Genomic DNA, 12,738 nt, shown 5'->3' on the forward strand with positions numbered 1-12,738 from the left:
AGACTTCCCTCGACCATCGAGCGCACCGGCAACCCGGCCGGTCACTCCCACACGCCCTGACCCGCGTCCAAGATCATCGGGCTGGACCGGCCGGGCACCGAGACCTCGTCGGTGGATCAGGGCTGAGGGAGCCCGGCGGGCCGCAATGTGTCGTTCGTCGCGGCCAGATCTGAGACGGTCCACCACCGGTGGCCGGTGATGGTTGCCCCCTCGAAGTCCTCGAAGCCGGATGTGTCGATCTCGAAGGCTGTTACGCGGGCTAGGTAGTAGCGCTGCTCGATTTCATAGGTGACGCCGTTTCGGACCGTGGTCCACGGTCGTCCGCGCCACACCTCCCGGCTCAGCGTTACGTCGGTGAGGCCGGTCTCCTCGCGAATCTCCCGCAGTGCCGCCTGCTCATGGCTCTCACCGGGGTGCACGCCGCCGCCGGCCGTGAACCAGCGAAGGGTTCCGTCGGCGCGCTCACCTGCCGAGAACAGCAGCAACCGGTCGGCGTCGTCGATGAGCAGTACCCGCACGCTCGGGCGCGAGATGGGGGCGCGATCGAGCGGCACCTGCGCGAGTGTAGTGACCATCAGTTGCTGATAGGTGGTGCCCCGAGCTCAGGGGCACCACCTATTCCTAGCAGCCCTCGATGGTGCCGCGCAGGGGGATCCAGTCGGAGCTCATCGTGGCGGGGTCGACGGCGGCGCCCGTGGCCGCCGGCTTCCACATCGTCACGTAGAGGATGGTGTAGTACTTCGTGCCGGAGGTCAGTGCCGGCACCTTCCAGGCCCGCGAGTGCAGCTTGGAGCCGGCGGCGACGAGCGAGGTGTCGAGGTCGCCCGCGTAGATGTCGGAGCCCAGGTCGAAGGTGCTGTCGGTGGAGAAGTACAGCGACACGGTCCCCTCGACGTCGCCGGTGCCGTAGTTCACCAGCGCGAAGCGGGTCTTGAGGCTGTCGCCCTCGCACGCGACGATCGAGCCGGCGTTGGGGCCGCCGGTGCCGCACGGGTAGTACGCGAAGCGGTGCCCGGGTGCGCTGTCGAAGTCCGTGCCGAGGCTCGGTGCGCACAGCGGCCTGGCGTAGGCCGCCTTCGGTGCGATGCTCGACAGGGTCGAGTCGTCGTCCCAGTTGTCCAGCACGCCGATCTCGTACCGGTCGTTCGAGGTGTCCGGGTACAGGTACCGCATGGCCCGCAGGTCGTCGGGCAGCGGGCGGATCTTGTCGCCGGCGGGCCGGTTCGCCCAGGGGCGATCGCCGTAGTTCATGAAGGAGAAGGTGCTGTCGCTGTGCGCGAGGCCGAAGGCGTGCAGCAGCTCGTGCAGGTACACCGGCTGGAAGTAGGTCGGGTTGACCGTCGCGCAGTTGGGCGTGCCCGGCGGCGTCGGCGGCTTGCACACGGCGGTGGCCGTGTCGCTCGCCCCGGCCAGCCAGAAGTCGGCCGGGTCGCCGAACGTCCAGCGGTGGGTGTCGAAGTCCAGGAACGCGACGTGGGCCTCGGTGTACGTGCACGAGTTGGCGGGCTTCAGCGGCGAGCCCTCGCCGTCGAACGACGGGTCGGCCAGGCTCGGTGCGAAGCCGACGTGGATGGTCGGCGTGGTGTCGGAGAACGGCGTGCCGAACGTGAACGGGTCCGTGGTCGCCGTGACCGAGCCGATGTGGACGCTGCTGCCGCCCATCTGGTTGATCTGGTCGTGCACGTCGCGCATCACGGCGAGGATCTTCAGGATGTCGAAGAACAGCGCCTTCGACTCGCCGTAGTGCAGCACCACGTTCACCGTGCCCTTGCCGAACTTGAGCGGGTCCTGGCCGGGGCCGTTGCACGCGCCGTTGAAGGTCTGCAGGGTGTAGGCGGGCGCCGCCTGCGGCGCGAGAACGAGCCCGGACGCGATGGCCGCCAGGCACACCACGGCCCGGACCAGCCAGCGGTTTCGTCGTTTCATCATGGTGTACCCCTTGAGCATCGAAAGCTGTAGAGGTCTACACCGTGCCTCGGACGCGCCGGCCCGACCGCGTCGTTGTACGCACACCGACGGGCCGGGCTGTCGGATCGAGGTCAGCCTCCGGCGGGGCGGTAGCGCACGCTGAGCGCGGCGAGCGGGTCGCCGTCGCCGAGGCGGTGCAGGCGGACCGGCGCGCCGCCCGGGTTGTCGAAGAGGCGGATGCCGTCGCCGAGCAGGATCGGGGCGATGTGCAGGTCGATCTCGTCGAGCATGCCGAGCTCGAGGAGCCGGCGGCCGATGGTCGGCGAGTGCACCTCGAGATATTTGTCGCCGGCGGCCGCGTGGGCGATGCGGGCGGCCTCGGCGACGTCGCAGTCGAGGAACGTCACGCCGTCGGCGGGCTCGGCGTCGTGCGGATGGTGCGTGAGCACCAAGATCGGGCCCTTCCACATGCCGCCGTACGGGCGGCGGTCGCCCGGTGCGTCCCAGCCCCGGCGGCCGCCGAGGATCGCGCCGGTGCTCCCGACGTACTCGTCGACCAGTCCCGGCCGGACCGTGAACCCGGTCATCCAGTCCATCGAGTGCTCGGGTCCGGCCACGAACCCGTCCAGGGACATGGTGAAGTGCCACCGAATCACGCTGTCTCCCCCATCGTTGTGTCGATCACCCCGAACGTACGGCGGCGACCGGCCCACCGTTAAGGTCCAGTTCCATGGCGGTCGAGTGGTCCGGTCTGACGCCGGAGATCCTGCTGCAGCTCGACCGGGGCTCGCGCGGGACGCTCGGCGCGCAGGTGCAGGCGACGCTGCGCGCGGCGATCCGGTCCGGGCGGCTGCGGGCCGGCGAGCGGCTGCCGTCGTCGCGGCGCCTCGCCGCCGACCTCGGGCTGTCGCGCGGGCTGGTGCAGGGCAGCTACGAGCAGCTGGCGGCGGAGGGGTACCTGGCGGCGACGCCCGGCGGAGCCACCCGGGTGGCCCTCGCCGCGCGGCCGGCCGCCGCCGCGCCGCCCGCGCCCGGGCCGCCGTCGGGCCCGGCGATCGACTTCTCGCCCGGCCGGCCGGATCTCGGCAGCTTCCCGATGCGGGACTGGCTGTGGGCCTGCGGCGAGGCGGCCCGGACCGCGTCGCGCGCCGACATCGGCTACGGGGACCCGGCCGGCGCGCCGCGGCTGCGGGCGGTGCTGGCCGCGTACGCGCGGCGGGTGCGGGCCGCCTGCGTCGAGGAGCGCGACGTCGTCGTCTGCGGCGGCTTCACGCAGGGCCTCGGGCTCGCGCTGCGCGCGCTGCGGGAGCGCGGCGACACGGCCGTGGCCGTCGAGGACCCCGGCCACCGCGAGCTGGCCCGACAGGTGTGCCGGGCGGGGCTGCGACCCGTGCCGGTGCCGGTCGACGAGCACGGCCTCGTCGTCGAGGCCCTCGCCGCGTCCGGTGCCACGGCGGCGATCCTGACCCCGGCGCACCAGACCCCGACCGGCGTCGCGCTGGCCCCCGAGCGCCGCCAGGAGCTGCTGCGCTGGGCCGACGAGCGCGGCGGCGTGGTGATCGAGGACGACTACGACTCCGAGTTCCGCTACGACCGGCGGCCGGTCGGGTCGCTGCAGGGGCTCGCACCGGACCGTGTCGTGCTCATCGGCTCGGTCAGCAAGTCCCTCGGCCCGACGCTGCGCCTCGGCTGGCTCCTCGCACCGCCCCGCCTCGCGGCCGCGATCGCCGAGGAGAAGCACCGCAGCGACCGCGGCAGCCCCGGCCTGGACCAGCTGGCGCTCGCCCGCCTGGTGGAGTCCGGGCGGTACGACGCGCACCTGCGCCGCATGCGCCGCGCCTACGCCGCCAAGCGGGCCGCGCTCACCGACGCGCTGGGCCGCCACGCGCCGCACCTGCGCCTGACCGGGCTCGACGCCGGGTTCCACGCCCTCGCCGAACTGCCCGGCGGCGCCGACGAGGCCGCGGTGGTGGCCGAGGCCGCCGGGCGCTCGGTGCTGCTGCACGGGCTCATGCGGTACCGAATCCCGGGCAGCATCGGCCGTCCGGCCCTCGTCCTCGGCTTCGGCGACCTCAACGAGCCCGCCATCCGCTCCGGCATCGCCCGCATCGCCGACCTGCTCGCCCCGCCCGGATAGGTTGGGCGGCATGGATTCGACGCCGCTGGAGCGGTTGTGCGCGTATCGCGGCACGAGCGCGGAGGAGCTGGACCTGCACCCGGCCGACAGGTTCGCCATCGCCGGCGGCGAGCTCCCGGGGCGCTACCGGCCGGGTGCGACGGGCGCCGACAAGCTCCTCGTCGAGATCAGGCACGAGGCCTGGGGCCGCAGCCGAGCGGAGTTCGAGGAGCTCTGCCGCTTCGCGCGCGGGCTGGCCGACCCCGGCCGACCGGCGCCCGACCCGTTGCCGCCGCTGGCGCCGGTGACGGTCGGCGGCGTTGTGCAGCGCCTGATGCTCGTGCGCAACATGCCCTACGAATGGGTGGCCGCCGACGCCGGTCTGGCGGTGTCGACGGTACGCCGGGTCATGTACGAGGGCATCCGGGGCAACCCCGCCGCCGTCGTCTCGACCCTCGTGCTGGGCGAGATCGGCGATGCGCTCGGCCTGCGCCGCGGCGACTTCCTCGCGATCGCCGGCCGCGCGGACGAGGTCACGCCGGAAATACGCGCGGACGACGAGCGCCCTGTCGACAACCGCCACGTCCGGCTGCTGCGCGAACTGGCGCCCCTGCCGCTCGAGGACCTGCAGTGCTTCCGCGCCCACCTGAGCCGCCACCCGCGGGTCAGAGCCAGCCCGAGCGGCGCAGGCGGCGGTACAGCAACGCCGACGTCAGCAGCATGACGAGCAGCAGGGCGGGGTAGCCGTAGCGCCACTGCAGCTCGGGCATGTACTTGAAGTTCATGCCGTAGACGCCGGCGAACGCGGTCTGCAGCGCGGCGAGCGCCGCCCAGGAGGCGATCTTGCGCATGTCGTTGTTCTGGTCGACGGTGACCTGCGCGAGGCGGGCCTGCAGCATGGAGTTGAGCAGGTCGTCGAAGCCGCCGACGCGGTCGGCCACGCGCGTGTTGTGGTCGGCGACGTCGCGGAAGTACCGGCGGACCTCCTTGGTGAGCTTGACCGTGCGCCCGTCGAGGATCGTGGCCAGGGGCTGCTGCAGCGGCAGCACCGCGGCCCGGAACTCGACCAGCTCCCGCTTGAGCTGGTAGATCTGGCCGATCCCGGCGCTCGCCTCGCGGCGCAGCACGCGCGCCTCGACGGCGTCGAGGTCGCGCTGGAACGCGGCGGCGATGTCGAGGTACACGTCGACGATGCGGTCGCAGATGGCGTGCACGGCCGCCCACGGGCCCTGTGCCAGCAGCGCCCGGTTCGCCTCCAGGTCGGCGCGCACGGCCCGCAGCCCGCCGACGGTGCCGTGCCGGACGGTGACGACGAACCGCGCACCGACGAACATGCGCACCGAGCCGGTCTCGAGCACCTCGCTGGTCTCGGTCACCTCGGTGTGCTCGACGTAGCGGGCGGCGCGCACGACGAGGAACGCGGTCTCCTCGTAGCGCTCCAGCTTCGGCCGCTGGTCCGCCGAGAGGGCGTCCTCGACCGCCAGGGGGTGCAGGTCGAACACCTTGGCCACCTCGGCCATCTTCGCCGGGCTCGGCTCGTGCAGCCCGATCCACACGAACCCCGACGGCGTCGCCTCCGCCGCGGCGAGCAGGTCCGCGAGGCAGGGACCGGCGGGCTGGCGCACGCCGTCGACGTAGAGCGCGCAGTCCACCACGGCGTCGTCGTCGCAGCGCGCCTCGACCGGCGCCGGCGCGGCCGCGGGCCGCTTCGCTTCCCGGATCGGGAACATGTGTCACCTTCCAGCAATCGCCACTGCGGGCGGCTCGGCGCGCCGCAGCGAGAGCGTCATGCAGCGTTTACCGTCGCGCCTCGAGCCGGGCGGCCAGCGCCAGCCGGTAGGCGTGCACGGCGCGGGCGCTCGCGCGCAGGTCGCACGGCGCGGTGTACAACAGCCGCCGGGCGCGCTCGTGGTCCTCCGCGAGGCCGCCGTCCCCGGCGAGCCCGGCCGCGGCGGCCTTCCTGCGGTACGCCTCGAGCCTGTCCCGCAGCTCGTCGCGCCGGTGCAGCAGCCCGGCGGCGATCTCGTACAGGCCGTCCGCGCGCCGCCGGGCGACGGACAACGCCTCCTCCACCGCCGCGAGGTCGGCCGCGGCGCGCGGCCACTGCCCGCGGCGGGCCAGCGCGGCGACCTGCCGCAGCCTGGCCCGCAGCACCGGGGCGGCCCGGGACGGGGCCGGCAGGCCATGCGCGGCGATCTTCGCGCGGGCGACGGCGAACTCGCGGGCCGTGCGGGTCTCGTCGGCGCCCAGCCGGTCGACGGCGGCGGCCAGGCCGTCGAGCCGGTCGAACCGTTCGGTCTGCATTGCCATGACGTCCTCTTCCCAGCCGGCGGGCGGCTCAGCTCGCCTGGTCGGCGCCGGCGTCGAGGCGGCGCAGGACCAGGTGCGTGGTAGTGGCGGTGGCGCCGCCCTCGATGCGCAGCCGGGTGATCAGCCGGCGCAGCTCCGGCAGGCCTTGACAGGACACGAGCAGCAGCAGGTCGGCGTCGCCGGCGAGGTACCAGGCCGCGCTGACGCCCGGCACGCGCCGCAGCAGCCGTTGCAGCCGCGCGGCCCCCGGGTCGACGGTGCGCACCAGCACGACCGCCTGCACGTCACCGGCCCAGGTCGCGGGCGAGGACGTCATCGAGGGACTCCCGGCGGACCAGGGCCCGGGCGCGGCCGTCGGCGACGGCGACGAGGGCGGGGCGGGCGACGAGGTGGAAGTTGGTGGCGCGGGCGTGGTGGTAGGCGCCGGTGCCGGCCACGGCGAGCAGGTCGCCGGGGTGCACGTCGGCGGGCAGCTCCGCGTCGGGGACCACCACGTCGTCGGCGTCGTTGTGCCGGCCGACGACGACCGCGGGGCCGGCGATCGCGCGGCCGGCGCGGCCGACGAGGACGGCGCTGTGGCGGCTGCCGCACAGGGCGGTGGCCGGGCAGTCGGACATGCCGCCGTCGACGGCGACGAGGCGGTCGCCGTCGGGGGTCCGGGTCACGGCGAGGACCCGGTAGACGGTGACGCCGGCCCTGGCCACGACGGCGCGGCCGGGCGAGACGGTGAGGCGCGGCGCGGGCATGCCGTGCCGGCCGGCCTCCAGGCGCAGCACGCCGCGCATCCGGGTGGCGAACGCCTCCAGGGCCAGGCCGAGCTCGGCCGGGCGGTAGGCGACGGCGTGGCCGCCGCCGAGGTTGATCTGCTCGGGCTCGATGCCGTGCGCGCGGCGCATCTCGGCGGCGAACGCGCACAGCCGGCGGATCTCCTGCTCGTACAGGCTGAAGCGGTTGAGCTGATGGCCGATCGAGCAGTCGAAGCCGGCCAGGCGCAGGCCGGGCTGGGCGGCGATGCGCGCGACCGCGGCCGCGGCCTCCCCGCCGGCGACCCGCAGGCCGAAGCGGCGGTCGTGGCCGCCGGCCGGTTCGGGGCCCGCGAGGACGCGCACCAGCACGCGCTGGCCGGCGGGCGCGGTCGCGGCGATGCGGGCGATCTCGCCCAGCGACTCCACGACGACGGTGCCGACGCCGGCGGCGTACGCGGTGTCGAGGTCCTCGGGGGTCTTCGCGCTGCCGTAGAGCACCACGCGGCTCATGTCGAAGCCGGCCAGGGCGGCGACGCGGACCTCGCCGGCGGAGCCCGCGTAGAGGCCGAGGCCCTCGGCGGCTACCCAGCGGGCGACGTCGATGCTGAGCAGCGCCTTGCCGGTGTAGGCGACGTCGGCGGCGCCGAACGCGGCGGCGTAGTCGCGGCAGCGGCCGCGGACGTCGGCCTCGTCGACGACGAAGGCGGGCGTGCCGTGCTCGGCCGCGACGGCTGCGAGGCTCACCCCGCCCACCTGCAGGTCGCCACCGTCGCCCCAGCGGGCCGTCACCGGCCAGACGCCGGCCTCGAGATGGGCCGGCAGCGAGGAGCGCAGCGTGGGGAGGATTTCGGTGAGCGTCATGACGGCAACGCTGGCACCGCCCGGGCGGCTCGCCAAGGTGTCCTGACGCAATCTCTACGCCGAAACCGTTGTGGCGTAAAGATTTCGTCAGGGCGGCTGGGCGCCCGGGGCCGCCGGTGGCACAGTGCGGTGCGTGCCTTCGACCGTGCCGTTCCGCGCCCGCCTGTCCATCGCCGCCCGGCTGCTGCTCGACGAGGCCGCCGAGGCCCGCCTGCTGTGGATCGTGCTGCAGGACGAGGCGGCGGCGCGGTCGCATCCGGTGCTCGGCCGGGCGCTGCGGCTCGTGGTGGACCCGGAGCCGGCTGCCGGCGTGCCGGCCGGGCACGTGCTCGGCGAGGTCAAGGACGGGCGGCGGCTGTTGCGGGCCGCGGGCCGCGACGTGCCGGCCGCCGTGGCCGCCGTGCTGCTCGCCGCCCGCGATCACACGGATGTGGTACCGCGGCTGTCGTGCGCCTGGCCCGAGCGGCACCCCCTCGCGGAGCTGGCCGGCCTCGCCGACCCGGCGGTCATGTCGGTGCCGCGGCTGCGCGCCCTGCTGCACCGGGCCGAACCGGACCCGGCGCGCCGCCCCGTGGTGCACACCTGGTGACCGCTCAGGGCTGGAAGCGGTACCCCATCGCCGGCTCCGTCAGCAGGTGCCGCGGCCGCGCCGGGTCGGTCTCCAGCTTGCGCCGCAGCTGGGCCATGTACTGGCGCAGGTAGTGGTTCTCCTCGACGTACGTCGGGCCCCACACGTGCCGCAGCAGGTCGCGATGCCCGACGAGCCGGCCGGGATTGCGCACCAGCAGCTCCAGCATCCGCCACTCGGTGCGGGTCAGGTGCAGCCGCTCCCCCGTGCCGTCGGCGCGGCGCACATCGCGGGCGACGACGTCGACCTCGTACTCCCCGATCGTCACGGCGGGCGTCGCCTCGGGCTCGGGGCGGCGGCGCGACACCGCGCGCAGGCGGGCGAGCAGCTCGTCGACGTTGAAGGGCTTGGTGACGTAGTCGTCGGCGCCGGCGTCGAGGGCGGCGACCTTCTCGGTGCTGCCGAGCCGGCCGGACAGCACGACGACCGGGACCGGCGTCCAGGCGCGCAGGGAGCGCAGCACGTCGAGGCCGTCGATGTCGGGCAGGCCGAGGTCGAGCACGACCACGTCGGGGTGCTGGTCGGCGGCGGCCCGCAGCGCGGTGGTGCCGTCGCCGGCGGTCACCACGTCGTACTCGCGGGCCTGCAGGTTGATCCGCAGCGCGCGCAGCAGCTGCGGCTCGTCGTCGACGATGAGGACGCGGGTGCGGTTCACAGTTCCGCCTTTCCGGCGTGCCTGACATCCGGGTACACCGGCAGGGTCAGGGTCATGGTGAGCCCGCCGCCGGGCGTGTGCTCCGGCTGCAGGTTGCCGCCCATCGCCTCGGCGAGGCCGCGGGACAGGGCGAGGCCGAGGCCGACGCCGGTGGCGTTGTCGCGGTCGCCGAGGCGCTGGAAGGGCTGGAACACCCGCTCGCGGTCGGCGGCGGGGATGCCGGGGCCGTGGTCGATGACGCGGATGTCGACCAGGCCGGCGTGCTCGCTGATGCCGATCATCGGCGGGTTGCCGGGCGGGCTGTACCGCACGGCGTTGGCCAGGACGTTGACGAGCACGCGCTCCAGCAGCGCCGGGTCGGCGTAGACCTCGGGCAGGTCGTCGGGGATGCTGAGGCGCACGCCGGCGGCCGGCGGGCCGAGGTCGTCGATGGCCCGCGGCACGGCCTCGGCGACGCTGACCGGCTGCAGCGTCATCGCCAGGGCGCCGGCCTGCAGGCGGGACATGTCGAGGAGGTTCTCCACGAGGCGGGTGAGCTTGTCGAGGGACTCCTCGGCGGTCGCGAGGAGCTCGTCGGTGTCGGCGGGCGAGAACGCGACGTCGTGGCTGCGCAGGCTGCCGACGGCCGCCTTGGCGGAGGCGAGCGGGGTGCGCAGGTCGTGGCTGACGGCCGACAGCAGCGCGGTGCGCAGCCGGTCGACCTCGGCGAGGGTGCCGGCCTCGGCGGCCCGTGCGGCGAGGCGGCGCTGGCGCAGCGCGATGGCGGCGTGCGCGGCGAAGGCCTCGACGAGCCGGCGGGCCTCGGCGGGCAGCGGGTGGCCGCGCAGGACCAGCGACACGTTCTCCTCGACGGGCACCTCGGCCTCGCCCTCGGACGGCGCCGTGCACGGCGGTCCGCCGACGGTGGCGGCGATGGACCACGCCTCCCGCGGGTCGTCGCGCTCCAGCAGCGTGACGCTCGTGAGGCCGAAGGACTCGCGGACCCGTTCGAGGAGCGCCTCGAGGGGGTTGTCGCCGTGCAGGACGCTGCCGGCGAGGGTCGACAGCGTCTGCGCCTCCGCGGAGGCGATCGCGGCGTCGCGGGCCCGGCGGGCGGCCCGGTCCACGACGCTGGCCACGGCGACGGCGACGAACACGAAGGCCACGAGCGCGAAGACGTTCTCGCGCTCGGCGATCGAGAACTGGTACAGCGGCGGCGTGAAGTACCAGTTGAGCAGCAGGAAGCCGCCGACGGCGCAGATCAGCGCGGGGATGAGGCCGCCGACGAGCGCGGCGGCGACGGCCAGGACGAGGTAGGCGAGGATGTCGCTGGGCAGCGCCATCTCGCCCCGCAGGGCGTCCAGGGCCGAGGTGAGGGCGGGCAAGCCGATGAGGGCGATGGCGAAGCCGAACAGCCGGCGGCGCAGGTCGAGCCCGCCCGGCGTGCCGGCCCGCCGCCACGAGAACCGGCGCACCTGGTCGTGGGTGACGAGGTGCACGTCGATCGAGCCGGACTCGGCGGTGGTGGTGACGCCGACGCCGGGCGAGAGGATCTGGGCGAGGCGGCCGCGGCGGCTGGCGCCGAGGACGAGCTGGGTGGCGTTGACGCCGCGGGCGAAGTCGAGCAGGGCGCGGGGCACGTCGCCGCCGAGGACCTGGTGGTAGGTGCCACCGAGGGACTCGACCAGCAGCCGCTGCCGGGTCAGGTTCGCCGGGTCGGCGTTCACGAGGCCGTCGCCGCGCACGATGTGCACGGCGAGGACGTCGGCGCCCTTGGTGCGGGCGGCGATCCGGGCGGCGCGGCGCACGAGGGTGTCGCCCTCGGGGCCGCCGGTGAGCGCCACGACGACGCGTTCGCGGGCCTCCCAGGTCTTGTCGATGGCGTGGTCGGCCCGGTACCGGTCCAGCTGCTCGTCGACCTTGTCGGCGAGCCAGAGCAGGGCGAGCTCGCGCAGGGCGGTGAGGTTGCCGACCCGGAAGTAGTTGCCGAGTGCGGCGTCGATCTTCTCGGGCTTGTAGATGTTGCCGTGTGCCATGCGGCGGCGCAGGGCCTCCGGGGTCATGTCGACGAGCTCGATCTGCTCCGCGCGGCGCACGACGGCGTCGGGGACGGTTTCGCGCTGTGGTACCCCCGTGATGGACTCGACGACGTCGTTGAGCGACTCCAGGTGCTGCACGTTCACCGTGGTCAGCACGTCGATCCCGGCCCCCAGCAGGACCTCGACGTCCTGCCACCGTTTCGCGTGCTCGCCGCCGGGCACGTTGGTGTGCGCGAGCTCGTCCACGAGCGCGATCTCGGGCCGGCGGGCGAGGATCGCGTCGAGGTCGAGCTCGGTGAAGCCGCTCCCCCGGTACTGCACGTTCCGGCGGGGCACCGTTTCGAGGCCCTCGAGCATCGCCTCGGTGAAGGGGCGGCCGTGCGTCTCGACGAACCCGACGACCACGTCGGTGCCGCGCTCGAGCCGCCGGCGCCCCTCCTCGAGCATCTTGTAGGTCTTGCCGACGCCGGGCGCCGCGCCCAGGTACACCCGCAACTGTCCTCGTGTCATCCGTGCTCCAGGTCGGAGGGCCCGGCCCGCCGCCGAGGGGGGATGGCGGCGGGCCGGGCGGTCGGGTCAGCCGCGAACGGGGTGGCCGGCGTCCAGCGCCAGGTTCAGCTCCAGGACGTTCACGCCCGGCTCTCCGATGAACCCGAGGGTCCGGCCGGCGGTGTGCTCGTCGATGAGCCGGTCGACGTCACCGGTCGACATGCCGCGGGCGGCGGCGACCCTGCCGGCCTGCAGCTTGGCGTACGAGACGCTGATCTGCGGGTCGAGGCCGCTGCCGCTGGCGGTCACCGCGTCGGCCGGCACCGCCGGGTCGGCGGGCGCGTTGCCGCGCACCGGCGTGACGACGCCGCCGGAGTAGTCCTCGCCGAACTTTGCGCACTCGACGTCGACGCCCTCCCACGTGGCGACGAACGGGGTGGCCGGGCACGCCTCGTTGAGGCTGACGGCGCGGGTCACCGGGCCGGTGGCGCCGTCGCGGTGGTACACCGCCAGGACCGCGCCCACGCCGTCCGGCGTGCAGTAGGGCCGCGACCCGTCGACGCCCTCGAGCTCGCCGACGGCCTTGCTGCGGGCGCAGACCTGGGTCAGCAGGCTCTGCTTGCCCTCGTCGTCCTTGACGCTCGGGTCGGGCAGCGTGTCGACGACGTTCTCCGGGCCGAGGTTGCTGGCCGAGGTCGACGTCGGGTCGTAGCCGTCGCCGGCCGCGGAGGGCCGCGACTGGAAGTACTGCTTCAGGGCGTTGCCGTCCTGGTCGGTGAACGACTGGCCGATCAGGGAGCTGCCCTTCCCGCCGGCGATGAGGGAGCCGTCAGCATTGCCGGACAGGCCCGGTATGCGGGCGACTGCGACCATGAGCAGCGGGTAGGCCAGGCCGAGCACGATCGTCAGGGCGACGAGGGCGCGCAGGGCGGCGAGGTGCTGGGCGAGCCAGCTGGGTAGGCGCATCAGGAGATCCCCGGGATGGTCATGATGATGAGGTCGATGAG

13 protein-coding genes are annotated in these 12,738 nt (G+C 74.4%); 3 read left to right on the forward strand and 10 right to left on the reverse strand.

Translation table 11 applies throughout. The features are described 5' to 3' along the window. Positions 1-116: 116 nt before the first annotated feature. The 3 genes from ABD901_RS57015 to ABD901_RS57025 form a co-directional block, all read right to left on the reverse strand. Positions 117-554, reverse strand: coding sequence for an NUDIX hydrolase (locus tag ABD901_RS57015; protein WP_345144493.1), 438 nt, complete (start codon positions 552-554; stop codon positions 117-119). A gap of 67 nt (positions 555-621) precedes the next feature. Then, the gene (locus ABD901_RS57020) at positions 622-1,929 is read right to left on the reverse strand and encodes a matrixin family metalloprotease (RefSeq protein WP_345144495.1); all 1,308 of its coding nucleotides are present in this window, start codon (positions 1,927-1,929) and stop codon (positions 622-624) included. 110 nt (positions 1,930-2,039) lie between these two features. Continuing rightward, a complete protein-coding gene (locus ABD901_RS57025) occupies positions 2,040-2,564 on the reverse strand; it encodes a dihydrofolate reductase family protein (protein WP_345144497.1) in 525 nt (174 codons plus the stop codon). Between the two features lie 74 nt (positions 2,565-2,638). Here ABD901_RS57025 and pdxR point away from each other — a divergent pair, with 74 nt between their 5' ends. Continuing rightward, positions 2,639-4,045: a MocR-like pyridoxine biosynthesis transcription factor PdxR gene (gene pdxR / locus ABD901_RS57030; RefSeq protein WP_345144499.1), complete on the forward strand. Its 1,407-nt coding sequence runs from the start codon at positions 2,639-2,641 to the stop codon at positions 4,043-4,045. Between the two features lie 10 nt (positions 4,046-4,055). Then, positions 4,056-4,748 carry a hypothetical protein gene (locus tag ABD901_RS57035; RefSeq protein ID WP_345144501.1) on the forward strand — a complete coding sequence of 231 codons (693 nt, stop codon included), beginning with the start codon at positions 4,056-4,058 and terminating at the stop codon, positions 4,746-4,748. Here ABD901_RS57035 and ABD901_RS57040 read toward each other — a convergent pair. From ABD901_RS57040 to ABD901_RS57055, 4 genes are all read right to left on the reverse strand, one after another. Further along, complete coding sequence (locus tag ABD901_RS57040; RefSeq protein ID WP_345144503.1) at positions 4,690-5,754, reverse strand: magnesium and cobalt transport protein CorA; 1,065 nt, start codon at positions 5,752-5,754, stop codon at positions 4,690-4,692. The two genes, ABD901_RS57035 and ABD901_RS57040, sit on opposite strands and share 59 nt — an antisense overlap. A gap of 67 nt (positions 5,755-5,821) precedes the next feature. Beyond that, complete coding sequence (locus ABD901_RS57045) at positions 5,822-6,334, reverse strand: hypothetical protein (protein WP_345144505.1); 513 nt, start codon at positions 6,332-6,334, stop codon at positions 5,822-5,824. 28 nt (positions 6,335-6,362) lie between these two features. Further along, entirely contained in the window at positions 6,363-6,650 is a 288-nt protein-coding gene (locus ABD901_RS57050; RefSeq protein ID WP_345144507.1) for an Lrp/AsnC ligand binding domain-containing protein, read from the reverse strand. Next, on the reverse strand, positions 6,619-7,941 hold the full coding sequence (locus tag ABD901_RS57055) for a diaminopimelate decarboxylase family protein (RefSeq protein WP_345144508.1): 1,323 nt from the start codon (positions 7,939-7,941) through the stop codon (positions 6,619-6,621). Before ABD901_RS57055 ends, ABD901_RS57050 begins: the two co-directional genes overlap by 32 nt. Before the next feature lie 133 nt (positions 7,942-8,074). Here ABD901_RS57055 and ABD901_RS57060 point away from each other — a divergent pair, with 133 nt between their 5' ends. Next, the gene (locus ABD901_RS57060; protein ID WP_345144510.1) at positions 8,075-8,530 is read left to right on the forward strand and encodes a hypothetical protein; all 456 of its coding nucleotides are present in this window, start codon (positions 8,075-8,077) and stop codon (positions 8,528-8,530) included. A gap of 4 nt (positions 8,531-8,534) precedes the next feature. Here the strand turns inward: ABD901_RS57060 and ABD901_RS57065 are convergent, their stop codons facing one another. The 3 genes from ABD901_RS57065 to ABD901_RS57075 form a co-directional block, all read right to left on the reverse strand. Next, positions 8,535-9,224 (reverse strand): response regulator, encoded by a 690-nt coding sequence (locus ABD901_RS57065; protein WP_345144512.1) that lies wholly within the window; start codon positions 9,222-9,224, stop codon positions 8,535-8,537. Next, the gene (locus ABD901_RS57070; protein ID WP_345144514.1) at positions 9,221-11,752 is read right to left on the reverse strand and encodes a sensor histidine kinase; all 2,532 of its coding nucleotides are present in this window, start codon (positions 11,750-11,752) and stop codon (positions 9,221-9,223) included. Before ABD901_RS57070 ends, ABD901_RS57065 begins: the two co-directional genes overlap by 4 nt. Before the next feature lie 66 nt (positions 11,753-11,818). Then, positions 11,819-12,697, reverse strand: coding sequence for a potassium-transporting ATPase subunit C (locus tag ABD901_RS57075; protein ID WP_345144516.1), 879 nt, complete (start codon positions 12,695-12,697; stop codon positions 11,819-11,821). Between the last annotated feature and the right edge of the window lie 41 nt (positions 12,698-12,738).

This window comes from Dactylosporangium darangshiense, assembly GCF_039537565.1.
Classification (GTDB): Bacteria; Actinomycetota; Actinomycetes; order Mycobacteriales; family Micromonosporaceae; genus Dactylosporangium; species Dactylosporangium darangshiense.

Excerpts from the sequence above, each read along its gene's own strand:
- ABD901_RS57020 (WP_345144495.1), bottom strand. The coding sequence starts at position 1,929 with ATGATGAAACGACGAAACCGCTGGCTGGTCCGGGCCGTGGTGTGCCTG.
- pdxR (WP_345144499.1), top strand. The coding sequence starts at position 2,639 with ATGGCGGTCGAGTGGTCCGGTCTGACGCCGGAGATCCTGCTGCAGCTC.
- ABD901_RS57035 (WP_345144501.1), top strand. The coding sequence starts at position 4,056 with ATGGATTCGACGCCGCTGGAGCGGTTGTGCGCGTATCGCGGCACGAGC.
- ABD901_RS57040 (WP_345144503.1), bottom strand. The coding sequence starts at position 5,754 with ATGTTCCCGATCCGGGAAGCGAAGCGGCCCGCGGCCGCGCCGGCGCCG.
- ABD901_RS57045 (WP_345144505.1), bottom strand. The coding sequence starts at position 6,334 with ATGGCAATGCAGACCGAACGGTTCGACCGGCTCGACGGCCTGGCCGCC.
- ABD901_RS57050 (WP_345144507.1), bottom strand. The coding sequence starts at position 6,650 with ATGACGTCCTCGCCCGCGACCTGGGCCGGTGACGTGCAGGCGGTCGTG.
- ABD901_RS57055 (WP_345144508.1), bottom strand. The coding sequence starts at position 7,941 with ATGACGCTCACCGAAATCCTCCCCACGCTGCGCTCCTCGCTGCCGGCC.
- ABD901_RS57070 (WP_345144514.1), bottom strand. The coding sequence starts at position 11,752 with ATGACACGAGGACAGTTGCGGGTGTACCTGGGCGCGGCGCCCGGCGTC.
- ABD901_RS57075 (WP_345144516.1), bottom strand. The coding sequence starts at position 12,697 with ATGCGCCTACCCAGCTGGCTCGCCCAGCACCTCGCCGCCCTGCGCGCC.